The sequence below is a fragment of the Janthinobacterium sp. Bl 1 genome, from assembly GCF_058215535.1.
In genome coordinates this window covers 6,215,843-6,239,486 of the sequence record NZ_CM177086.1, presented here as the reverse complement: position 1 = coordinate 6,239,486, position 23,644 = coordinate 6,215,843, and the positions used below count along the sequence as shown (strand labels likewise).

General features: G+C 62.9%; 19 protein-coding genes. 16 read left to right on the top strand and 3 right to left on the bottom strand.

What is annotated here, in order from left to right; translation table 11 throughout:
* Positions 1 to 144 precede the first annotated feature (144 nt).
* The 8 genes from queA to AC4BCN_RS28075 all read left to right on the top strand — a co-directional run bounded on the left by queA (position 145) and on the right by AC4BCN_RS28075 (position 8,185).
* The gene (gene queA, locus AC4BCN_RS28110) at positions 145 to 1,200 is read left to right on the top strand and encodes a tRNA preQ1(34) S-adenosylmethionine ribosyltransferase-isomerase QueA (protein ID WP_490492243.1); all 1,056 of its coding nucleotides are present in this window, start codon (positions 145 to 147) and stop codon (positions 1,198 to 1,200) included.
* A 1-nt stretch (position 1,201) separates the two neighbouring features.
* A complete protein-coding gene (gene tgt, locus AC4BCN_RS28105) occupies positions 1,202 to 2,341 on the top strand; it encodes a tRNA guanosine(34) transglycosylase Tgt (protein WP_230518263.1) in 1,140 nt (379 codons plus the stop codon).
* 196 nt (positions 2,342 to 2,537) lie between these two features.
* Entirely contained in the window at positions 2,538 to 2,870 is a 333-nt protein-coding gene (yajC, locus tag AC4BCN_RS28100) for a preprotein translocase subunit YajC (RefSeq protein ID WP_034745505.1), read from the top strand.
* Positions 2,871 to 2,966: 96 nt separating this feature from the next.
* Positions 2,967 to 4,832 carry a protein translocase subunit SecD gene (gene secD, locus AC4BCN_RS28095; protein WP_034745508.1) on the top strand — a complete coding sequence of 622 codons (1,866 nt, stop codon included), beginning with the start codon at positions 2,967 to 2,969 and terminating at the stop codon, positions 4,830 to 4,832.
* A 90-nt stretch (positions 4,833 to 4,922) separates the two neighbouring features.
* Entirely contained in the window at positions 4,923 to 5,945 is a 1,023-nt protein-coding gene (gene secF / locus AC4BCN_RS28090) for a protein translocase subunit SecF (RefSeq protein WP_128141647.1), read from the top strand.
* A gap of 75 nt (positions 5,946 to 6,020) precedes the next feature.
* Positions 6,021 to 6,770 (top strand): hypothetical protein, encoded by a 750-nt coding sequence (locus AC4BCN_RS28085; protein ID WP_490492242.1) that lies wholly within the window; start codon positions 6,021 to 6,023, stop codon positions 6,768 to 6,770.
* On the top strand, positions 6,767 to 7,468 hold the full coding sequence (locus AC4BCN_RS28080) for a helix-turn-helix transcriptional regulator (protein ID WP_181877995.1): 702 nt from the start codon (positions 6,767 to 6,769) through the stop codon (positions 7,466 to 7,468). Before AC4BCN_RS28085 ends, AC4BCN_RS28080 begins: the two co-directional genes overlap by 4 nt.
* 90 nt (positions 7,469 to 7,558) lie before the next feature.
* On the top strand, positions 7,559 to 8,185 hold the full coding sequence (locus AC4BCN_RS28075; RefSeq protein ID WP_139090525.1) for a glutathione S-transferase family protein: 627 nt from the start codon (positions 7,559 to 7,561) through the stop codon (positions 8,183 to 8,185).
* 179 nt (positions 8,186 to 8,364) lie between these two features.
* Here the strand turns inward: AC4BCN_RS28075 and AC4BCN_RS28070 are convergent, their stop codons facing one another.
* From AC4BCN_RS28070 to AC4BCN_RS28060, 3 genes are all read right to left on the bottom strand, one after another.
* Complete coding sequence (locus AC4BCN_RS28070) at positions 8,365 to 9,213, bottom strand: HDOD domain-containing protein (protein ID WP_128141650.1); 849 nt, start codon at positions 9,211 to 9,213, stop codon at positions 8,365 to 8,367.
* A 152-nt stretch (positions 9,214 to 9,365) separates the two neighbouring features.
* Positions 9,366 to 9,650, bottom strand: a complete 285-nt coding sequence (locus tag AC4BCN_RS28065) for a hypothetical protein (protein ID WP_034745526.1) — start codon at positions 9,648 to 9,650, stop codon at positions 9,366 to 9,368.
* Between the two features lie 45 nt (positions 9,651 to 9,695).
* Positions 9,696 to 10,124, bottom strand: coding sequence for a MarR family transcriptional regulator (locus AC4BCN_RS28060; protein WP_490492241.1), 429 nt, complete (start codon positions 10,122 to 10,124; stop codon positions 9,696 to 9,698).
* Positions 10,125 to 10,255: 131 nt separating this feature from the next.
* Between AC4BCN_RS28060 and AC4BCN_RS28055 the strand changes: the two genes are divergently transcribed.
* The 8 genes from AC4BCN_RS28055 to AC4BCN_RS28020 all read left to right on the top strand — a co-directional run bounded on the left by AC4BCN_RS28055 (position 10,256) and on the right by AC4BCN_RS28020 (position 23,510).
* A complete protein-coding gene (locus tag AC4BCN_RS28055; protein ID WP_128141651.1) occupies positions 10,256 to 11,200 on the top strand; it encodes a GlxA family transcriptional regulator in 945 nt (314 codons plus the stop codon).
* A gap of 140 nt (positions 11,201 to 11,340) precedes the next feature.
* A complete protein-coding gene (gene astC, locus AC4BCN_RS28050; RefSeq protein WP_436483681.1) occupies positions 11,341 to 12,582 on the top strand; it encodes an acetylornithine/succinylornithine family transaminase in 1,242 nt (413 codons plus the stop codon).
* Positions 12,583 to 12,676: 94 nt separating this feature from the next.
* Positions 12,677 to 13,708, top strand: coding sequence for an arginine N-succinyltransferase (locus AC4BCN_RS28045; protein ID WP_070302837.1), 1,032 nt, complete (start codon positions 12,677 to 12,679; stop codon positions 13,706 to 13,708).
* Between the two features lie 13 nt (positions 13,709 to 13,721).
* On the top strand, positions 13,722 to 14,774 hold the full coding sequence (gene astA, locus AC4BCN_RS28040) for an arginine N-succinyltransferase (protein WP_485883994.1): 1,053 nt from the start codon (positions 13,722 to 13,724) through the stop codon (positions 14,772 to 14,774).
* Complete coding sequence (gene astD / locus AC4BCN_RS28035) at positions 14,767 to 16,257, top strand: succinylglutamate-semialdehyde dehydrogenase (protein ID WP_490492240.1); 1,491 nt, start codon at positions 14,767 to 14,769, stop codon at positions 16,255 to 16,257. Before astA ends, astD begins: the two co-directional genes overlap by 8 nt.
* A 20-nt stretch (positions 16,258 to 16,277) precedes the next feature.
* Complete coding sequence (gene astB, locus AC4BCN_RS28030; RefSeq protein ID WP_128141654.1) at positions 16,278 to 17,618, top strand: N-succinylarginine dihydrolase; 1,341 nt, start codon at positions 16,278 to 16,280, stop codon at positions 17,616 to 17,618.
* A gap of 151 nt (positions 17,619 to 17,769) precedes the next feature.
* Positions 17,770 to 22,497, top strand: coding sequence for an NAD-glutamate dehydrogenase domain-containing protein (locus AC4BCN_RS28025; RefSeq protein WP_490492239.1), 4,728 nt, complete (start codon positions 17,770 to 17,772; stop codon positions 22,495 to 22,497).
* Entirely contained in the window at positions 22,497 to 23,510 is a 1,014-nt protein-coding gene (locus AC4BCN_RS28020; protein WP_490492238.1) for a succinylglutamate desuccinylase, read from the top strand. Before AC4BCN_RS28025 ends, AC4BCN_RS28020 begins: the two co-directional genes overlap by 1 nt.
* Positions 23,511 to 23,644: the final 134 nt, after the last annotated feature.

Sequence of the window (23,644 nt, the reverse complement as noted above, 5' to 3'; positions counted from 1 at the left end):
GGGTTGTCCGGCACACCCTGTGCGTACCGCAGTCGTAAATTGTTGCGGCGGATTATTGTAATGCCTGTATAGGCGCACAGTATAGTGCCAGATGTTCCATTGCGCACTCCTAATCATTTTTGACGTACTTTTGAAGCAAAACGCATGTATTCGCTTTCCGATTTCGATTTTAATTTGCCGCAAGAAAACATTGCGCAAACTCCGTTGGCCGAGCGCAGCGCCTCGCGTCTGTTGCATCTGGACGGCGACGCTCTGGTCGACCGCCAGTTCGCCGACATCGTCGGGCTGTTGCAGGCGGGCGACCTGCTGGTGATGAACGACACGCGTGTACTCAAGGCGCGCTTCTTTGGCGTCAAGGAAAGCGGCGGCAAGATCGAGGCGCTGGTCGAGCGCGTGCTCGACGAGCGCACCGTGCTGGCCCAGGTGCGCGCGTCGAAGTCGCCGCCGCCCGGCTGCCGCATCCGGCTGGCCGACGCCTTTGATGTGACGGTCGGCCAGCGCGCCGGCGAGTTCTTTGCCCTGCACTTCGAGGCCGACGTGTTCGAGCTGATCGAGGCGCATGGCCGCCTGCCGCTGCCGCCGTACATCGAACACGATGCGGATGCATTCGACGAGACGCGCTACCAGACCGTGTTCAACAAGGTGCCCGGCGCTGTCGCCGCGCCGACGGCCGGCCTGCATTTCGATCAGGCCCTGCTCGATCAATTGAAGGCCAAGGGCGTCAACTTTGCCTATGTGACCCTGCACGTGGGCGCCGGCACCTTCCAGCCCGTGCGCACGGAAGTGCTGAGCGAGCACAAGATGCATACCGAGTGGTACACCATGCCGCAGGAAACCGTTGACGCCGTGCGTGCCGCCCAACTGGCCGGGCGCGACGTGGTCGCCGTCGGCACGACCAGTCTGCGCGCGCTGGAGTCTGCCTCGCAAAGCGGCCAGCTGGTGGCGGGCAGCGCCGATACGGCCCTGTTCATCACGCCCGGCTATGTGTTTAAAACGGTGACGCGTTTGATCACCAACTTCCATTTGCCGAAGTCGACCCTGCTGATGCTGGTATCGGCCTTCGCCGGCTATGCGCCGATCCGCAGCGCCTACGCGCATGCGATTGCGCAGAATTACCGTTTCTTCAGCTATGGCGACGCGATGCTGCTCACCACGCAATCGCGCGCTGCGCTGAACCTTGATACTCCCGTGAAAGACTGACATGCTGGAATTTACATTACTCAAGACCGACACGAGCGGCCTGACCAAGGCACGCCGCGGCACCTTGAAACTCAACCATGGCGTCGTGCAGACGCCGATCTTCATGCCAGTGGGCACTTACGGCTCCGTGAAAGCCATGTCGCCGCTGGAACTCAAGGAGATCGACGCGCAGATCATTCTGGGCAACACGTTTCACCTGTGGTTGCGTCCAGGTAACACCGTCATGGAAAAATTCGGCGGCTTGCATGGCTTCATGGGCTGGAACAAGCCGATCCTGACGGATTCGGGTGGCTTTCAGGTGTTTTCGCTGGGCGCCATGCGCAAGATCACGGAAGAGGGCGTGCATTTCAATTCGCCGATCAACGGCGATAAACTGTTCCTGTCGCCGGAAGTGTCGATGCAGGTGCAGCGCGTCTTGAATTCCGACATCGTCATGCAGTTCGACGAATGCACGCCGTATGAAATCCAGGGCCGTCCGGCCACTATCGAGGAAGCGGCCAAGTCCATGCGCATGTCCTTGCGCTGGGCGCAGCGCTCGAAGGATGAGTTCCACCGCGGCGAAAACCCGAATGCGCTGTTCGGCATCGTGCAGGGCGGCATGTTCGAAATGCTGCGCGACGAGTCCTTGGCGAAGCTGGAAGAGATCGATTTCCCCGGCATCGCCATCGGCGGCCTGTCCGTCGGCGAGCCGAAGGAAGACATGATGCGCATGCTGGCCCACGTGGGCCCGCGCCTGCCGGCCAACAAGCCCCATTACCTGATGGGCGTGGGCACGCCGGAAGATCTGGTGGCCGGTGTGTCGAACGGCATCGACATGTTCGACTGCGTCATGCCGACGCGTAACGCCCGCAATGGCTGGCTGTTCACCCGTTTTGGCGACATCAAGATCAAGAACGCCAAGTACAAGGAAGACCAGGCGCCGCTGGACGAGACCTGCAGCTGCTACGCCTGCCGCAACTTCTCGCGCGCCTACCTGCACCATTTGCACCGCTCCAAGGAAATCCTCGGCGCGCGTTTGAATACCATCCACAACCTGCATTACTACCTGGACCTGATGCGCCAGATGCGCGAAGCGCTGGACGAAGACCGTTTCCACGCGTTTACCCTGCAATTCCACGCGGAACGCGCACGCGGAACTTAAGAAAACCTTATCTGGCACCTTGGCCACAGCATGGCCGGAAGTTTTGTGTATTGGTGCTTGGACTGGGGCGATAAAGCATTGCATAATGCCTTTTTAGCCCCATTTGAAGCTGCCATGCCTGCAATTGGAGGCTTGGCGGATTGCCAATGCTAGAATACAGCGCTATTTTTTCAAACTGATTAGAACTGGAGTCACCGTGTTTTTCATTTCCAACGCTTATGCGCAAGCCCCAACCGACGCCCTGGGCCTCGGCGGCAACCTGACCAGCTTCTTGCCGCTGGTATTGATGTTCGTGGTCATGTATTTCCTGATGATCCGCCCACAGCAAAAACGCGCCAAAGAACAACGGGCGATGATGGACGCGCTGGCCAAGGGTGACGAAGTCGTCACCGCCGGCGGCATGCTGGGCCGTGTTGTCAAGGTAGTGGACGCTTACGTCACCATCGAAGTGGCGACCGGCACCGAAATCACGGTGCAAAAGAGCTCCATCACCACCTTGCTGCCTAAAGGCACCCTGAAGGCGCTGTAATTCCTCGCTGTCATTGCCAAAGCAATGATTGAACGGGGCGGCTACCCGCCGCCCCTCGCGACGCCTCCGACGCTCAACACTGAACGCTGAATCAATATGAATCGCTATCCTGCCTGGAAATACATCATCATCGTCGTCGCCTTATTGCTGGGCGCACTCTATACGGCGCCCAACTATTTCGGTGAGTCACCGGCGCTGCAAGTAACCAGCGGCAAGTCGACCGTCAAAGTGACGGGCGAGCTGATGACGCAAGTCGAGCAAATATTGACGAAAGAGAACGTCAAGTCGGAAGGTGTCACCATGGATGGCGCCGGCAACCTCGCCTCCGTGCGCGTGCGTTTCGCCGATCCCGATACCCAGTTCAAGGCGAAACTGGTGCTGGAAAAAGACCTGAACACCGATGCCAGCGATCCTGCGTACATCGTGACGGTCAATCTGCAAGCCAATACCCCATTGTGGATGCAAAAATTGCATGCCTTGCCCATGTTCCTGGGCCTGGACTTGCGCGGTGGCGTGCACTTCCTGATGCAGGTCGATGCGAAAGCCGTACTGAACAAGAAAGTCCAGGGCGTCCAGTCCGCCGCGCGTAGCGTGTTGCGCGACAAGAATATCCGCCACGCCGGCATCGAGCGCGTGGGCGACAGCGTGCAAATCAACTTCCGCGACGCGGAAACGCGCGTGAAAGCTAAAAATGTCCTGTCCGACCAGATGACGGAACTGGCGTTCGCCGATGCGGGCGAAGGCAGCGATTTGAAACTGAACATCACCCTGAAGCCGGCGGCCCTGAAAGCCACCATCGATGAAGGCGTGAAACAGAATATCTCCACCCTGTCCAAACGCGTCAACGAGCTGGGCGTGGCCGAGCCACTGATCCAGCAGCAAGGTCCTGACCGCATCGTGGTGCAATTGCCTGGCGTGCAGGACGTGGCCCGCGCGAAAGCCATCATCGGCCGCACGGCGACCCTGGAAGTGCGCCTGGTCGATGAAAGCATCGTGCCTGGCACCGAACTGTCGAGCGCCATTCCGTTCAATTCGGAACTGTTCACCGTCGGCAAGGGCGTACCTGTCGTGCTGGCGAAAGACGTGATCCTGACGGGCGACTATATCTCCAGCGCCACGGCCAGCTTCGACCAGAACCAGCAGGCGGCCGTATCGATCGACCTGAACGGCGACGGCGGCCGCAAGATGCGCGAAGCGACGCGCGAACGCGTCGGCAAGCGCATGGCCATCGTGCTGTTTGAAAAAGGCAAGCCGGAAGTGCTGTCGGTTGCCACCATCCAGCAGGAACTCGGTTCGCGCTTCCAGATCACCGGCATGGGCGGCGCGGAAAACGCGAACGAACTGGCGCTGCTGCTGCGCTCGGGCGCCCTGTCGGCACCGATGACCGTCATCGAAGAACGCACGATCGGACCGCAACTGGGCGCGGAAAACATCGCCAAGGGCTTCCACTCGACCCTGTACGGCTTCATCGCCATCGCCGTCTTCATGATCGCCTACTACATGCTGTTCGGCGCCTTCAGCGTGCTGGCCCTGGCCACCAACCTGCTGTTGCTGGTCGGCTTGCTGTCGATGATCCAGGTGACGTTGACCTTGCCAGGTATCGCCGCTATCGCGCTGGCGCTGGGTATGGCGATTGACGCCAACGTGCTGATCAATGAACGTATCCGTGAAGAGCTGCGCGCCGGCAATACGCCGCAAGCGGCGATCGCCGCCGGCTTCGACCGCGCCTGGGCCACGATTCTCGATTCGAACGTGACCACCCTGATCGTCGGCCTGGCGCTGCTGGCCTTCGGCAGCGGTCCTGTGCGCGGCTTCGCTGTTGTGCATTGCCTGGGTATTCTGACCTCGATGTTCTCCTCCGTGTTCGTCTCGCGCGGCGTGGTTAACCTCTGGTATGGCCGCAAGAAAAAGCTGACGACCTTGTCGATCGGTACGGTGTGGGTGCCGGGCACCAGCAAATAAGCGACGGCCCCGACTCACCCAATAGCGTCAACAGCGATCGCGTCCGGTGGCACAGCCGCCGGACGCACAGAATAGAACTCAGAGGATTTCATGGAATTTTTCCGGATCAAAAAAGATATTCCCTTCATGCGCCATGCGTTGATTTTCAACGTGATTTCGGCCGTGACCTTCCTTGCCGCCGTCTTCTTCCTGGTGCACAAGGGCTTGCACCTGTCCGTCGAATTCAAGGGCGGCACGCTGATGGAGGTGAAATACCCGAAGGCGGCCAATCTTGAAGGCATACGCGGCACCCTGATCAAGATGGGCTATGAAGAGCCGGGCGTGACCAGCTTCGATACGGCGCGCGACGTGATGATCCGCTTGCCGGTGGAAAATGGCGTCAGCGCCGCCAACACCTCGCAGCGCGTGTTTGAAGCCTTGTGCAAGGCCGAGCAAGGCTCGACCAAGGCCATCGACACCGTCACCGACAAGGGTGAGCATGTGCTCAAGAGCGCCTGCATGGATGCTGCCGGCAGCGAAGCGGTCGTCTTGCAGAAAGTTGAATTCGTCGGCCCGCAAGTGGGCGAGGAACTGGCGCAGAATGGCTTGAACGCGCTGGTGGTGGTGATTATTGGCGTGATGATCTACCTGGCCATCCGCTTCGAATGGAAATACGCTGTCTCGGCCATTATCGCCAACTTGCATGACGTGGTCATCATCCTGGGCTTCTTCGCCTTCTTCGAGTGGGAATTCTCGCTGACGGTACTGGCGGCCATCCTGGCGGTGCTCGGTTATTCCGTCAACGAATCGGTGGTGATCTTTGACCGTATCCGCGAAAACTTCCGCAAGCAGCGCAAGGCGACCGTGCATGAAGTGATCGACAGCGCGATTACCAGCACCATTTCGCGTACCATCATCACCCACGGCTCGACCCAGATGATGGTGCTGTCGATGCTGATCTTCGGCGGCCAGACCCTGCACCACTTCGCACTGGCGCTGACCATCGGTATCTGCTTCGGTATTTACTCGTCCGTGTTCGTCGCGGCCTCGATCGCCATGTGGCTGGGCGTCAAGCGCGAAGACTTGATCAAGCCGGTCAAGGAAAAAGACGAAACCGACGGCGCCGTGGTGTAAGCGCAGGTTTTTTGCAGCTTGAATGAAAGAACGATCACCGTTTGCGGTGGTCGTTTTTTTTTGTAACGGATGACGATGAAGCGTTTTTTATGGATAGGCCTGATGGCGGGCGTGACGGCCTGCGCCGGCGCCGCCGATTTCAGCCGTGCCGATGCCGGCAGCATCGCCATGCGCGGCCCGATTGCCCAGGGCGACGTGGACAAGCTGCGGCTGCTGGCCGCGCCGGGCACCGTGCTGTTGCGCGTCAATAGCGACGCGGGCGATCCGCAGGCGGCGATGCAGCTGGGCCGCTATCTGCGCCAGCAGCAATGGCGTCTCGCCATCGACACGCTGTGCGCCGGCAGCTGCGCCCTGTATGTGTTCCCGGCCGCGCGGCACAAAAGCATACCCGACGGCGCCGTGCTGGCGCTGCAGGAATCGGCGTTCCTGCGCGCGCAGGTCGACAGGGCGCAGATGCGCCGCATCCTGGTTGAAGCGGGTGTGGCGGCCGAGGATCTGAACGATGAAACGGTGGCGCTGGCGGCCCGGTTGGCAGAGACGGCGGCGCAGGAAGCGGCGTTTGCCGCGGAGCTGGGTATCGCCCCCGCCTTTTACCGCGACTTCCGGCAAGTGGCGGCGCAGGCCGATAGCGTGCGCCAGCGCTTTCCCGACCAGGAGGCGGCCGTCTACTGGTGGCCGGCTGCCGCCCGCCTGCAGCGCTGCTATGGCATCGCCGGCGTGCAAGAGAGGACGCGCGCGGCGCGCATGCTGCCCGACGGCTATCTGTATGTGCCAGCCCTGTCGGCCCTCGTCATGGGCGACCAGGCTTTGCAGGCTTGTCCATGAGCCGCAGCGGCCGTTTGTTCCTGCTGATGGACGCCATGCGCGCCAGGCGCGTGCCCGTCACGGCGGCCCAGCTGGCGCAGCAGCTCGGCGTTTCCGAACGCACGATTTACCGCGATATCCAGACCCTGGCCGAACTGGGCGCGCCCCTGCAGGGCGAAGCGGGCATCGGCTATGTGCTGCGCCGCGGCGCCTTCCTGCCGCCGCTGATGTTTGGCGCCGACGAGCTGGAGGCGCTGGTGCTGGGGGCGCGCTGGGTGCGCCGGCAGGGCGATGCGGGCCTGGCGCAGGCGGCCAGCAATGCCCTGGCCAAGATCGCGGCCGCTTCGCCGCGCGACCTGCGCGACAGCATGGCCGAGACCAGCTTGTGGGTGCCGCTGGGGCGTCCCGCCGATGGCACGCAGCCGGCCGACCGTTACGTGCAGCCCGTGCGCGAGGCGATCCGCTACGAACAGAAGCTCACGCTGGCCTATCAGGATGAGCATGGCAGCGCCACTTCGCGCACGGTGTGGCCGTTCGCCCTGGCTTTTTTCGAAGGCAAGCGCCTGCTGGCCGCCTGGTGCGAACTGCGCGGCGATTACCGGCATTTCCGCATCGACCGCATTGCCGAGGTGCGGCAGCATGCGGAGCGCTATCCCACGCGGCGCCATGTACTGCTTGATGCCTGGCGTAAAGCGCACGAGATTGATCCGGAAAGCTAGCGACCCGGAATCCTGATATCCGCTCCTGACAAAAACTGTCAGTGACGGCGACTACGATGGTGGCTTCTTCACTCACCGGAGCCATCTATCATGCGCCTGTACCACCACCCCATGTCTTCGAATGCCCGCCGTGCCCTGATGACGGCGATCCACCTCGGCCTGCCTCTGGAACTGGCCGAAGTCGACCTGATGAATGCGGACGACCGCCGCCGCCTGGTCGAACTGAACCCGAACGGCAAAGTGCCCGTGCTGGCCGATGGCGATTTCCTGCTGTGGGAATCGTGCGCCATCATGCAATACCTGGCCGAGCAGGTGCCGGGCCAGACGATTTATCCGCAGGCGCCGCAAGCGCGCGCCGACGTCAACCGCTGGCTGTTCTGGGCCGCGCAGCACTTTGCGCCCGCCATCGGCGTGCTGGCCTGGGAACGCGCCTGGAAAGGCATGACGGGCAATGGTCCGGCGGACCCGCTGGAAGAGGCGCGCGGCGAGCATGAACTGCATGCTTGCGCCGTGGTGCTGGATGCGCATCTGGCGCAGCGTGAGTGGCTCTGCGGCAATGCCTTGAGCCTGGCCGAGTTCGCCGTGGCCGCGCCGCTGATGTACAGCGAGGCCGTGCGCTTGCCGCTGGCGCAGTACCAGCACATCCAGGCGTGGTTTGCCCGCGTGCGCCAGCTGCGCGCCTGGCAGGAAACGGACGTGGAACTGTTGCCGGGATAATGTGTGCGCTAAGTGAGCCAGCGCACGGAGCTGGCGCGGCACAGCGCATAAGATAGGGCTGTCTCTTTCAGGACATCCCTAGCTTTGGACTTTACCCGCTTTCGAGCGGGTTTTTTTTGTTTGCCGCTATGGAAGCCTGGCGCTGATAGTGAGTGCTCGCATCCGGCGCGGCGGGCAGCCTAGTGCACGAGTACCTTCAGCAGCGACTGCACTTCATCGTCCGATTCTTCCATGATGCTCGACAAGGTCGCATCGTCGCCGATCAGGCAATCGATGCTGCGCGCGGCGCGGGCGGCCCGCACGGCGATGGCGGCCGGGCTTTCGTTGAGCGGTGACGAGACGGGCGCCAGGTCATTTGCCAGCAGCAGGGTGTCGCCCAGCGATTCGGGCGGGATGGCGCGCAAGCCTTCCCACAGCGCATCGATGGCGCCCCTGACCGCTTCCGGCACCTTCAGTTTGGCCAGGACGCCGTGGCCGATGGCCTGTTCGCCATGTTCGACCCAGTCTTCCGGTTCGCCGTCGAGGATGCCGGGGAATTCGGCCGCGCGTGACAGCAGATAAAAGCCGCCCACTTCATGCATGATGCCGGCAAACAGGGCCGTATCGGGGTCCACCTTGGTGACGCGGCGGGCCAATACCTGCGACAGGGCCGCCACGTGGGCCGTATGCTCCCACAGCTGGTTGGCCTTCGCTTGCAGCAGGGGATCGGTGATGGTGCTGCCCAGCTGGCGCACGATCAGCGATGCCACCACCGACTGCAGGGTACGCACGCCTAGCCGCTGCACGGCATTGCGCACGCTGGTGATTTCATTGCCGGAACGGTTGAACGCCACGGAATTGGCGATGGCCACCGTGCGCGCGGCCAGCAGCGGGTCAGCCTGCACCAGCTTGGCGGCGGCCTCGATATGGCAGTCGGGATCGGCCAGCGCCTCTTGCAGCTTGAGCGAAGCGTCCACATTGGCAGGAAAGGTCAGCTCGCCACGAGCGGCTTGTGCGGCGATGCTTTTAAAGGCGTCGAGTCTGTTCATTGAAAAAATTATACTCGCAATATTTCCGTACGGAACTTTTTAACCATGATCTTTTCGCAAACAGCTTAGCAAAAGGCAAGCAAAGCCCCGTAAACGGAAAAAGGCATGCCACTTGATCAGCAGCATGCCCTTTTGGGATCATACGAGCGTTATCAGTCTGCTTCGCTAAATATCGCGTCGCAGCCCTCGACGAGTTCATCGCTGTCTTCCAGCTCATCGGTCAAGCCCAGGTCGAACAGTTCCTCGACGGCGTTCATGAAGCTGTTGTGCTTGGTGGCGCCGATCAGGCGGTAGATTTCGCCGTCTTCGTTGCGCACGCCAATGATCAGTTTTTCCTGGCGCACCAGTTCCGGCGTGCTGGCGTTGAGCAGCAGGTTGCCGATGATGTGTTTATCGAAATGAGCAGGCTTTTTGCCTTCGAGCAGTGAGGTTTTCAACTTGGTTTCCTTTGTCTTGTTTGAATGTCTGTGCTTGGTGTATGGTCAGCCGTTGGCAATGGCGTGCTTCAATCCTGCCAGCGTCGTTTCCAACCGCATGAAATCGTCTTCGGTATAGCCGTCGAACAGACGCTGGCCCTGCTTTGTCAGCTTGGGGAACACGTCCTGAAACACTTGCTCGCCCTCGCAGCTCAGGCGCACGTAATAGGAACGCTTGTCGCGTGGACAACGTTCGCGTATCACCAGCCCCTTTTGTTCCAGCCGGTCCACCACGCCCGTCAAAGTACCCTTGGTAATCAGGGTTTTCTGGCCCAGTTCCTTGTAGGACATGCCGGGGGTGTTGCCGAGCGTGGCAATGATGTCGAATTGCGCATGCGTCAAGCCGTACTGGCGCACGAAGTCGCTAGAAAACCGCTCGAAACCTTGCATGCATTCGGCCAGCAGCCGGATACTTTTTAAATATCGTTCACCCATGGGAGTGATTATATCCTTCCGCTCCGCTTTTTTCCGCCGCGTCAGGATGTGTCCTTGCATGAGGGGCGCGACGGGGCGGAAGTCCGGTATCATGTGGGCAACTCAGCCCTTGCCTTTGGTCCGCCTCGCCGATGTCCTTCGCTAATCTTTCCCGTATCGGCCTCGACAAACCGCTGCGTTTGCTGCTGGTCCATGCCGGCGACGCCGAGTCGATTACCTGGGCCGGCCTGGTACAGCCGCTGCGCCTGTGCGCGCGGGCGCTGGGGCCGGACGCCCTGCAACTGGACGTGCGCACGCCGGAACAGGTGGCCGCGCAGGGCGGCAACTGGCATATTGCGCTGCTGGTGGCCGACGAGACGGAGGCGCCGCTGCGCGCCGAGCTGTGCCGGGCCGTGATCGAGCGCTGCCGTTCGGCGCCGTTCTGGGGCGGCGTGGGTGCGGCCGTGCTGTGGCTGGCCGACGCGGGTGTCATGGATGGCGTGCGCATCGCCTTGCCGTGGGCCTTGTATGCGGACGCGGAAGCGAAGGCCGAACGGGCCATCCTGACGCCGCATTTGTTCGACATCGACGGCCCGCACATCACCTGCTGCGGCGGTGCGGCCAGCATCGATTTTTCGCTGACCCTGATCGAAACCATCTTTGGCGCCGACGTGCAGGCGCTCGTCAAGGAAGCGCTGTGCGTGGACAAGGTGCGCGGCAAGGAAGAGCGCCAGAGGGTGGCCCTGCAGGCGCGTTTCGGCGTGCTGCAGCCCAAGCTTTCCGAGGCGGTGACCTTGATGGAAGCCAATATCGAGGAACCGCTGTCGACCGACGACATCGCCAGCCTGGTGGGCCTGTCGCGGCGCCAGCTCGAGCGGCTGTTCAAGCAATACCTGGGCAGCCTGCCATCGCGCTACTACCTGGAGCTGCGCCTGCAGCGCTCACGGCAACTGTTGCTCGATACGCATTATTCCATCGTGCAAGTAGGCCTGATGTGCGGCTTTTCCTCCGGCTCGCACTTTTCCACGGCGTTTGGCACCCTGTTTGGCAATACCCCGCGCGAAGAACGCCAAAGAAAGCTGATGCCGCCTGTTTGATTAAAGCAAGCCCGGCTGTGATGAATTGTGAAAATCCTTGTCGCAGATTCAAAAGAGTTTTAGCATCCCGCTTTTTATAATGCAGTACACACGTAGCTGTCGTAGCTGCGGAGTACCTAACATATTGATGGGGAAATGCTATGAATGCCAAGCTTGATTCGACCGTAACGGCTCGTCCAGTCACCCGGGAAACCTTTGACCAGGTCCTCGTTCCTACCTACGCCCCTGCAGCCATGGTGCCCGTGCGCGGTTCCGGTCTGGATCTGTGGGACCAGTCAGGCAAGCATTACCTCGATTTCACCTCCGGCATCGCCGTCAACAGCCTCGGTCACTGCCATCCTGCGCTGGTCGACGTGCTGACCAAGCAAATCAATAATTTGTGGCATTTGGGCAACGGCTACACCAACGAGCCTGTCCTGCGCCTGGCACTGGCCCTGACGGAAGCGACCTTCGCCGACCGCGCCTTCTTCTGTAACTCGGGCGCGGAAGCCAACGAAGCGGCCCTGAAACTGGCGCGCAAGTACGCGCACACCAAGTTCGGCGCGCACAAGTCGCGCATCATTTCGTGCTTCAGCTCCTTCCACGGCCGCACCCTGTTTACGGTCTCCGTCGGCGGCCAGGCCAAGTACACGGAAGGCTTCGAGCCGCTGCCGCCATCGATCGATCACATCGCCTACAACGACATCGAAGCGGCGCGCGCCGCCATCGGCGATGACGTGTGCGCCGTGATCGTCGAGCCGGTACAAGGCGAAGGCGGCGTGGTGCCGGGCAATCCGGAATTCCTCAAGGAGTTGCGCGCCCTGTGCGACAAGACGGGCGCCCTGTTGATTTTCGACGAAGTCCAGAGCGGCATGGGCCGCACCGGCGCCTTGTTCGCCTACATGGGCTACGGCGTCACGCCGGACATCCTGACGGCCGCCAAGGCCCTGGGCAATGGCTACCCGATCGGCGCCATGCTGACCACGAATGAACTGGCGCAGACCCTGGCCGTCGGCACCCACGGCACCACCTACGGCGGCAACCCGCTGGCCGCCACCGTGGCCCTGACCGTGCTCGACACGATCAACACGCCAGCATTCCTGGCGCGTGTGAAAGAAGCGAGCGTCAACACCATCGCCATGCTGCAAGGCCTGATCACGGATTACCCGCAAGTGTTCTCCATCGTGCGCGGCAGCGGTTTGCTGCTGGGCCTGGTCGTCACCGATGCCTTCAAGGGCCGCGCGAAAGACATCCAGAAAGCGGCCGAAGCGCAAGGCTTGATGGTGCTGATCGCCGGCATGGATGTGGTGCGCCTGGCGCCGGCCCTGATCGTCTCGGACGAGCAGATCGCCGAAGCGGGCCGTTTGCTGCGCGCCGCCATCGACGGCATGCTGAAAGCCTGAAGCTAGCCCCGCTCCCTGTTTGATCACCGGCCCGCCGCTTTGCTGCGGGCCGGCTTGGTTCTACCCCAGCATTGTCAGCATTGAAGGAGTACCCATGTATGTTGTCCGTCCGGTAGAAATTGCGGATATTGCAGCCCTCGAAGCGCTGGCCGCAGTCACCATGCCGGGTGTCCATACCCTGCCGAAGACGCGCGAAAAAATCGCCGCCTCCGTCGAGCGCTCCATCGCCTCGTTTGCCGCCCATGTCGACATCCCCAGCGAAGAGTCGTATCTCTTCGTGCTTGAATCCCTGCTCGACAAGAGCATCTTTGGTACGGCCGCCATCTTCGCCTCGGCCGGCTCGAACGGCACCTATTTTTCCTTCCGCAACGACGTCATCCAGCAAGTCTCGCGCGACCTGAACATCAGCCACAGCGTGCATGCGCTGACCCTGTGTTCCGAACTGACGGCGTACTCGCAGCTGTCCGGCTTCTATGTGCGCAACATGGAACAGGCGGGCCTGGAAGCGGCCCTGCTGTCGCGCGCGCGGCTGCTGTTCGCCGTGCTGGCGCCGCACCGTTTCGGCGACCGCTTCTTCGTGCCGCTGGCCGGCATCACGGACGCCAATGGCCAGTCGCCGTTCTGGGATGCGCTGGGCCGCAAGTTCTTCCAGATGGATTTCCTCGATGCCGAAAAAGTCATCGGCGGTGCGCGCAACCGCACCCTGATCGTCGAACTGATGCCGCATTACCCCGTGTACGTGCCGCTGCTGCCCGGTGACGCGCAGGCGGCCATGGGCCAGATCCACCCGAGCGGCGAACTGGCGTTCAATCTGCTGACGGAAGAAGGCTTTGAAGCCGACGATTACATCGACATCTTCGATGGCGGCCCGATCCTGCAGGCGCACAAGCATGCGCTGCGCTCGTTTACGGGCTCGCTCACGCGCCGCGTCGTCGCAGGCGTCACGCCCAGCCGCACGGGCATGAAAGTCAATTATGCGGTCGCTTCCGGCGCCGAGCGCAATTTCCGCGCCGTGACCTTTGCCTGCGATGCGCTCGAAGCGCAGGACACCATCGGTTTGCCAGCCGACCTGCTCGAGGCGCTGGCCGTGGCCGAAGGCGACAGCGTCATTTGCGTGCGTATCTAAGGGAGTTAATTTTATGCTAGTAGTACGCGCCATCAACGCCAACGACCTCGATGCCCTGTATGGGCTGGCCAGCCAGGTCGGCACCGGCATGACCACCCTCAAGCCGGACATGAAAATGCTGGGCGACCGCCTGGCCATCGCCTGCGCTTCGTTCGCCGAAACCATCCCGCCCGAAAAGCGCGACTACATGTTCGTCATGGAGGATACCGACACGGGCCGCCTGGCCGGCGTGTGCGCCATCAAGGGCGCCGTGGGTCTGGACGAACCGTTCTATAACTACCGCATCGGCACCCTGGTCCATTCCAGCCGCGAGCTCGATGTGTTTACGCGCATGGAAACCTTGTACCTGTCGAACGACCTGACGGGCAGCACGGAACTGTGCTCGCTGTTTCTGCACCCCGATTACCGCAGCGGCAACAACGGCAAGCTGCTGTCGAAAAGCCGTTTCCTGTTCATCGCCCAGTTCCCGCAGCTGTTCACGGAAAAGCTGATCGCGGAAATGCGCGGCTACCAGGCGCCGGACGGCAGCTCGCCGTTTTATGAAGGCCTGGGCCGCCACTTCTTCAAGATGGATTTCCACCATGTCGACGACTTGACGAGCCTGGGTAAAAAATCGTTCATCGCCGAACTGATGCCGCGCCAGCCCATGTACGTGGCCTACCTGCCCGACGAAGCGCAGGAAGTCATCGGCAAGGTGCATCTGAGCACGGCGCCCGCGCGCCGCCTGCTGGAACAGGAAGGCTTGCACTTCGAAGGCTATGTCGATATTTTCGACGCCGGTCCCGTGCTGCAGGCGCGCGTCTCCGAACTGCGCGCCATGCGCGACAGCATGCCGGCCGTGCTCGACGCCGAGGCTGCGCCGGAAGTGTGCGGCGATGCCGCCCAGGCCGAGCCTTACCTGGTGTCGAACACCGACCTGAAAGATTTCCGCATGATCGTCACCAGCGCCAATCCGCACAGCGGCAAGATCGCGCTCGACGACGATGAACTGCATCTGCTGCGCTGCAATCACGGCGATACCGTGCGCACCTTGTCACTCAACCCGAGGAAGCATCCCCATGTCTAACGTATTGAATCCATCTACCGCAGCATCGAACTTCATCAACGGCGCCTGGCTGCCAGGCACGGGCCGTGAACTGGTCACCATCGATCCGTCGAACGGCAAGCAGACCTGGGCCAGCCTGGAAGCGACGGAGAACGAAGTCGAACAGGCGTGCCAGGCCGCCCGCGCCGCCTTTGAAGAGTGGGCCGATACGCCCGTCGAAGAACGCATCGCCATCTGCGTGCGCTTTCGCGAACTGCTGAAGGAGCATGCGGAAGCGCTGGCGCTGCTGATCTCGGAAGAAGTGGGCAAACCGCTGTGGGAGTCGCGCACGGAAGTGGCCACCATGGCCAACAAGATCGATATCTCGGTGCAGTCGTACAACGCGCGCACGGGTATCACGCAAAGCAAGATCGCCGATGGCGACGCCGTGCTGCGCCACCGTCCGCATGGCGTGTTCGGTGTCTTCGGACCATACAATTTCCCAGGCCACCTGCCGAACGGCCACATCGTGCCGGCCCTGATCGCCGGTAACACCATCGTCTTCAAACCGAGCGAATATGCGCCGCGCACGGCCATCAAAACCGTGCAGCTGTGGCAGCAGGCGGGCTTGCCGAATGGCGTCGTCAACCTCGTCAACGGCGGACGCGACACGGGCGTGGCGCTGGGTGCCAATCCACACCTCGACGGCGTGCTGTTTACGGGTTCGTGCCAGACGGGTATCAGCCTGCACCGCCAGTTCGGCGGCCAGCCGGGCAAGATGCTGGCGCTGGAAATGGGCGGCAACAACGCCCTCGTCGTGTGGGACGTCAAGGATGTCGACGCGGCCGTGCACCACGCGATCTTCTCCGCCTTTGTCTCGGCCGGCCAGCGCTGCACATGCGCACGCCGCCTGGTGGTGCAGGATAACGCCGCCGGTGCCGCCTTCATCGCGCGCCTGGTGGAAGTGGCCGCGAAACTGGGCATCGGCGCGTCCGACGCCCAGCCGCAGCCGTTCATGGGCCCAGTGGTATCGAGTGCCGTGGCAAAACGCCTGGTGCAGGCGCAGGCGGACATGGTCGCCAAGGGCGGCACCACCTTGCTGCAGATGCGCCAGTTGAATCCCGAGGCGGGCTTTGTGACGGCCGGCATCGTCGACGTGACTAGTGCTGTCGGCATTCCCGACGAAGAGTGGTTCGGCCCGCTGCTGCAAGTGGTTCGCGTGGCCGATTTCAATGCGGCCCTGAAGGTGGCCAATGCCACGGAATTCGGCCTGGCTGCGGCGCTGCTGTCCGACGATCCGGCCTTGTGGCAAACGTTCCAGACGCGCGCGCGCGCCGGCATCGTCAACTGGAACCGTCCGACCACGGGTGCCGCCAGCACGGCGCCGTTTGGCGGCATCGGCAAGTCGGGCAACCACCGTCCGAGCGCCTATTACGCGGCCGATTACTGCGCCTACCCGGTTGCTTCGATCGAGAACGGCGCGCTGGAAATGCCGGCCAAGCTGTCGCCCGGCCTGAATTTTTAAATTTTAAGGACATGCCTCCCATGCACAGCACGCGCGAATACAATTTTGACGGCCTGGTCGGGCCATCGCATAACTATGCGGGACTCTCGTTCGGCAACGTGGCCTCGTTCAGCAATGTGAAAAGCGCTTCGAATCCGAAGCAGGCCGCCTTGCAGGGCCTGGCCAAGATGCGCGCCCTGGCCGCGCGCGGCTTTGCGCAAGCCTTGCTGCCACCGCAGGACCGGCCCAATTTCCGCCTGCTGCGCTCCATCGGTTTCACGGGCACGGACGCAGAGGTGCTGGCGCGCGCCTACAAGGAGTCGCCCGTCATCCTGGCCTGCGCGTATTCCGCCTCACCCATGTGGACGGCGAACGCCGCCACGGTCAGCCCGTCGGCGGACACGCACGATGGCCGCGTGCATTTCACGGCCGCCAACCTGAATAACAAGCTGCACCGCGCCTTCGAGCACGCGCAGTCGGCGCGCAGTCTGCGCGCCATTTTCAGCGACGACAGGCACTTCGCCGTGCACGATGCGCTGCCGTCGACGCCCGCCTTTGGCGACGAGGGCGCGGCCAACCACACGCGCCTGGGCGCGAGCCACGGCGCGCCATCGGTGGAATTGTTCGTGTATGGTCGCGTGGAGTTCGATCCATCCGCGCCATCGCCGAAGCGCTATCCGGCGCGCCAGACCCTGGAAGCGTCGCAAGCCGTGGCGCGACTGCATGGCCTGGACGCGAAGCGCACCGTGTACGTGCAGCAGAACCCGGACGTGATCGACCAGGGCGTGTTCCATAACGACGTCATCGCCGTCGGCAACGGCAATGTGCTGTTCTATCACGAGCAGGCGTTTGCCGATGAAGAGGCAAGCCTGTCGCAGCTGCGCCGCGCCGTCGCCGGCACGGGCGCGCAACTGGATGCGCTGCGCGTGGACACGGGCCAAGTGCCGATCCAGGATGCGGTGACCAGCTATCTGTTCAACAGCCAGCTGCTGACGAAAGAGGGCGGCAAGATGGCGCTGGTGATACCGCAGGAATGCCAGGAAAACCGCGCCGTGTCGCGCTACCTGGAAGGCCTGGTGGCCAGCGGTGGACCGATCGATGAACTGATTCATTTCGACCTGCGCCAGAGCATGCGCAACGGCGGCGGGCCCGCCTGCCTGCGTTTGCGCGTGGCGCTGACGGAAACCGAGGCGCGCGCCATGCACCAGGGCGTGATCATGACGGAAACGCTGTACCATCGGCTGGTGCAGTGGGTGGAAAAACACTACCGCGACCATCTGGAGCCGGGCGACCTGGCCGATCCGCAGCTGGCGCTGGAAGTGCATGCGGCGCTTGAAGAATTGACGATCATCCTCAACTTACCTGGATTGTACGACTTGTAGGCGATAGAAAAACACACAGAACATCCGAGACAACTATCCGTAGCACAGACAGAATTGGACGGGCGACCCCCGTCTCTTGACACCGCTGCCGCCCAGCCACAAGCCCGAACGACAGCGTTGGACATTCACATTACCGTAATGGAGATGCAAGATGAATCACACGCCACAAGATTTGCGTACACAAACGCTGGAGTTGATTAACGCGGCTGGCAATGCAGGCAAGGCGGCAGCGCCTGTCGTGCAGCTGGTGCAGGCATGGCTCGACTCGCTCGACGCCGAAGACCTGGCCGATATCGCGCCCGACAGCCTGGCGCCCGTGCTGGTCGACGGTTTCACGCAAGCGGCCAAGCGCACCGGCAACGGCTGCCAGATCGCCACCCTGCGCTATGCGGATGGCCGTGGCGGCATGGCGAGCGCCTTGCTGATCCTGAACGAAGACATGCCTTACCTGGTCGACTCCATCGTCATGGCCATGCGCCGCCAGCACCTGGCCGTGCGCGGCGTGATGAATACCGTGCTGCCCGTGCGCCGCGCCGCTGACGGCAGCGTCGAAGCAGTGCGCCAGCCGGGCGACCCGCTCGAATCGTATGTGCTGGTGCTGCTCGACGAAGAGCTGGCGCCGGAAGCCCTGGCCGCGCTGGTCGCCGCCCTGGAGACGGTCGCGCGCGACGCCGCCGTCGTGCGCCGCGATGCCGCCGCCATGAGCGAGCGCCTGGCCGCCGTCGCCACGGCGGCATCGCAGCATGGCGAAGAAGGCGCGGAAGTGGCCGCCTTCCTGGAATGGGCCCGCAGCGGCGGCTTTGAAGTCTTCGGCTACGCCTATTACCGCGTCAAGCCGGGCGTGCGCGAACTGGAGCGCGACATTCCTAGCCGTGTCGGCGTGCTGCAGGATACGGCGCACCCCGTCTACGGCACCTGCCTGGCGAATATCCCGGGCGACTTCGACACCCTGGCCAAGCGCGACTCGGCGCTGTCCATCGTCAAGGCCGACGTGGCAGGCACTTTGCACCGTGACCAGCAGCTCGATTTCATCGGCGTGCGCGACATGGATGCGCAAGGCGCGATCCTCGGCGAGCATTGCTTCGTCGGCTTGTTTACCCGCGCCGGCAATTCCACCCCGCTGGCGGCGCTGCCGTTTGCGCGCGGCCGCGTGGCCAAGGTTTTGAGCCTGGCCGGCGTGCGCCAGCAAGGCTTCCGTGCCGAGAAATTCCGCGAAATCCTTGAGTCCTTGCCGCGCACGGAAGCGCTGGAAGCGGATCTCGATTGGCTGGCGCAAGTGTGCGGTTCCGTCGTTTCGCTGTACAAGCAGCCGCGCACCAAGGTTTTTGCGCGCCGCGACGTGTATGCGCGCCACTTGAACGTGCTGGTCTACCTGCCGCGCGAGCGCTACAGCGCCAGCGTCGCATCGAGCCTGGCAAAAGCCCTGCAAGCCAGTTCCGGCGCCACGCACGTGAGCATGCAAACCTTGGTGGCCGACGGCCCGCTGGCGCGCGTCTACCTGATCGCCCATGCCGCGCGCTATCCGCTGGACCTGGAAACGGATATCGAACAGCCGCTGCTGAGCGTGCTCGACGGCTGGCATAACGGTTTTGCCGCCGTGGCCGACGCCGTGCCCGACGTGGCCCTGCGCACCAGCCTGCGCAAACTGTGCGCTACTTTACCGCTCGATTACGTGGCCGCCACGGCGCCGGCCGTCGCCTTCCGCGACCTCGACACCATCCTGCGCAATACGGATCCATCGCACGTGGCCGTGCGCATCGAGACGGGCGCCGTCACCACGATCCGCCTGTACTCGGCCAACAAGGTGCCGCCGCTGTCGACCATCCTGCCGGCACTGCACAATGCGGGCGTGGCCATCGACCGCGAACAGGCATACTCGGTTTCGCTGGCCGACGGCACGCGCTATTTCGTCACCAGCCTGACGGTCGATGCCGCCAGCGCGGCGAAACTGGCGCAGCCATCCGTCGTCGCCGTGGCGCAGGAATTGTTTGCTTCCCTGTTCAACGACACGGCCGAAGATGGCCGCCTGAATGGCCTCGTCATCGAAGGCGGCCTGTCGACGCGCGAAGTGCAGCTGGTGCGCGCCTATACCAGCTACTGGCGCCAGACGGGCAGCCGCTTCTCGGTGCGCTACATTGCCGAGAGCCTGCGCAAGCAGCCGGCCCAGGTCAAAGCCCTGGTCGAGGCCTTCCTGCAGCGCTTCGATCCTTCGCTGTCCGACGCGCAGCATGTGGCGGCCCTGGAAAGCATCGCCGCCATCAAGGCTGGCCTGCCATCCGTGAACCATGCCGATACCGAGGAAATCCTCGGCGCGCTGGCCGACCTGATGGCCGCCACGCTGCGCACCAGCTACTTCCAGAACAATCAACAAGGCGACAAGATCATCTTCAAGTTCGACACCAGCAGCCTGGCGCTGGTGCCGGAACCGCGTCCTTACCGCGAGATTTTCGTCTTCTCGCGCCGCTTCGAAGGCGTGCACCTGCGCGGCGGCCCTGTCGCCCGTGGCGGCTTGCGCTGGTCCGACCGCATGGAAGACTACCGCACCGAAGTGCTGGGCCTGGTGAAGGCGCAGATGGTGAAAAATGCCGTCATCGTGCCGGCTGGCGCGAAGGGCGGTTTTGTCTGCAAGATGATGCCGAAGGACGCCGTGCGCGAAACCATCGCGGCTGAAGGCGAAGCCGTCTACCGCCTGTTCATTTCCAGCCTGCTGGAAGTGACGGACAACCGTTCCTTGGGCAATATCGTCCCGCCAGTCGACACCGTGTGCTTCGATGAAGCCGACCCGTATCTGGTGGTGGCGGCCGACAAGGGCACGGCCACGTTCTCCGACATCGCCAACGGCATCGCCGTGCAGCGCGGTTTCTGGCTCGGCGACGCGTTCGCCTCGGGCGGCTCGAACGGCTACGACCACAAGAAACTGGGCATCACCGCCAAGGGCGCGTTCGAAGCCGTGAAGCGCCATTTCTATGAAATGGATCACGACCTCAATACCACCCCGATCACCATGGTCGGCGTGGGCGACATGTCGGGCGACGTGTTCGGCAATGGCGTACTGCTGTCGCGCCAGCTGAAACTGGTGGCCGCGTTCGACCACCGCCATATCTTCCTCGACCCAACACCGGACGTCGCCGTCTCGTTCGACGAGCGCGCGCGCCTGTTTGCCTTGCCGCGCTCCTCGTGGGACGACTACAACAAGGAGCTGATCTCGGCAGGCGGCGGCGTGTATCCGCGTACCGCCCGCACGATCGAACTGTCGCCGCAGATCCGCGCAGCGCTCGATATCGCCGAGACCTCGCTGCCGCCGGAAGAACTGATGCACCGTATCCTGAAGTCGCCCGTGGACCTGTTCTACAACGGCGGCATCGGCACCTACATCAAGGCGTCGACGGAGACCCACGCGCAAGTGAAGGACCGCGCGAATGACCACATCCGCGTCAGCGGCAATGAGCTGCGCGTGAAAGTCGTGGCCGAAGGCGGCAATCTCGGTGCGACGCAGGCGGGCCGTATCGAGTTCGCGCTGGCCGGTGGCCGCATCTTCACCGATGCGATCGACAACTCGGCCGGCGTGGATTGCTCGGACCATGAAGTGAACGTGAAAATCTGGCTGGACGTGGAAGTCAACGCGGGCAAGCTGACGGAAGAAGAACGCAACCGCGAGCTGTATGCGATGACGGATGACGTCGAACGCCTGGTCTTGCGCGACAACACGCAGCAGACGCATTTGCTGGTGCGCGAGTTGCAGGCGCAAAGCGAAAGCGCCGTGCAGGATGGCTATGCCGCCCTGATCGCCAGCCTGGAAGAAGAGGGCGCGCTGTCGCGCGATCTCGAGCAGCTGCCGTCGGTGGCCGAACTGGCACGCCGCAAGAGCGACGGTCGTGGCCTGACCACGCCGGAACTGGCGGTGGTGATCGCCAACGTGAAGAACCGCTTCAAGCGCATCCTGTCCGCCTTGCCGTTGACCGGCGAAACGTGGGCCGAGCCGGTGCTCAAACCGTACTTCCCATCGTTGCTGGTGGAAACCCGTTCGGCGCTCGACCACCCGCTGGCCAACGCCATCCTGGCGACCGTGCTGGCCAATGAAGTGATCAACCGCTGCGGCCCGCTGATGATCCGCAACCTGGCGGCGGAACACGGCGTGGACGAATCGACCGTGATCCTGGCCTGGGGCCAGGCATGGGTCGCGCTGAACCTGGCGCCCGTGTTCGACGCGCTCGATGCGGATGCCTTGACGATTCCACGCGACGTGTCGATCAAGGTCGATGCGCAAACGCGCGTGCTGCAGCAAACGATGATCGCCGGTGTCTTGTCGGTGCCGGCCGAGCAGTTGCGCGGCGCCGGCCTGGCCGAACTGACTGGTTTGTTTGGTGCGGAATCGAAACGCGAGCTGCTCAAGGCCGTCGGCATCAAGTCGGAAGCGGCGCTGGTGCCGGGCTTGAGTCCGGCCTTCGTGCAGGCGTGGGATGCGGTCGACGCGCTGGAAGTCGTCGCCGGCTTCCTGTTCCCGGCCCTGTCCGTGGCGCGTCCTGCTTCGATGGACCTGGCTTCCTTCCTGCAAGTGGGCCTGGCCCTGCGCAGCCAGGCGGGCATCGATACGCTGGAACGTGGCTTGAAGCTGGCCGCGCAAGGCAAGTCGCAGGAACAGTTGCGCAACTACGCGCAGCAAGCGCTGCGCCGCACGCAACAGCGTCTGCTGACGCAGGTGCTGGCGCGTGCCGAGCAAGGCAATGCAGGCCAGGCAGTCGATGCCGTGACGGGCGCGCTGGGCCTCTCGGCCTATGTGGCGGCGACGGAACTGGAGCAAGCCATGCTGGACGTGTGGACCTTGTCGGAAGCCGTGAATAAAATCACGGCGAAAACCCCAGCGGAAGCGGCGGTGTAATGACGCAAAAAGTAACGCAGGTAGTACAGGTAGCTGGTAGCTTAACACCGGTAGTGCAGGCGCTGGCGCAGGCCGATTTCAGCGGCGTGGCCCGGTTGTTTTCGGACGCCGGTTTCACGGTGGCCTTGCCGGCACCCGGCATGCTGCAAGTCGTCAAGCCGGGAGCTGGCCGCGCCAGCGTGGCCGTCTCGGTGGGCGTGCATGGCGACGAAACGGGACCAATCGAAGTGCTGGCGCACCTGCTCGACGCCTTGTCGCGCGATGCATCGAAGCTGGCCGTCGACCTGCTTGTTTGCGTGGGCAATGTCGATGCGATCCGGGCCGGCAAGCGTTTCATCGACGCCGACCTCAATCGCATGTTCCGCCCCGTACGGGGCAGCCTGGCGCAAGCGGCGGAAAGCGCGCGCGCCGATGAAATGATCGCCGCGACAACAGCGTTCTTTGAAGCGGCCGGTCCCGTGCGCTGGCACCTGGATTTGCACACGGCCATCCGGCCGTCCGTGTACCCCACGTTTGCCATCGTGCCGGACCTGGTGGCCGACGACGCCAAGGCGCAGCTGATCGATTGGCTGGGCCAGGCGGCCATCGGCGCCATCATCATGAACCCGCAGTCGGCCGGCACGTATAGCTATTATTCGGCCGAGCATTTCGGCGCGGCCGCCAGCACGGTGGAACTGGGCCGCGTGGGCACCCTGGGGCAGAACGATCTGTCTCTGTTCGACGACGTGTCGCGGGCGCTCGATGGCCTGCTGCGCGGCTTGCCTGCGCAGCCCGTCAGGGCGCAACCGCACGTGTTCAAGGTGGCGCAGGAAATCATCAAGCACAGCGATGAATTCCGCATGGCTTTTGACCGCAGCACGCAGAATTTCACGTCCCTGCCGCAGCACGCCGTGATCGCCAGCGATGGCGACCATGTGTACACGGTGCGGCACGCGGAAGAGCTGGTGGTGTTCCCGAACCCGGACGTGCGCGTGGGCTTGCGCGCAGGACTGATGGTGGTGCGCGTGTCCTGATCTTCAAGCCATGCACAGCAGCAGGCGCCAGCCGGGGAAACCCGTCTGGCGCTTTTTTTATGGAAAAATGCCACATAGAAATAATTATCCATTAGGCAATCAATTGATTTAAAATATTTACCCTTTGCAATTTT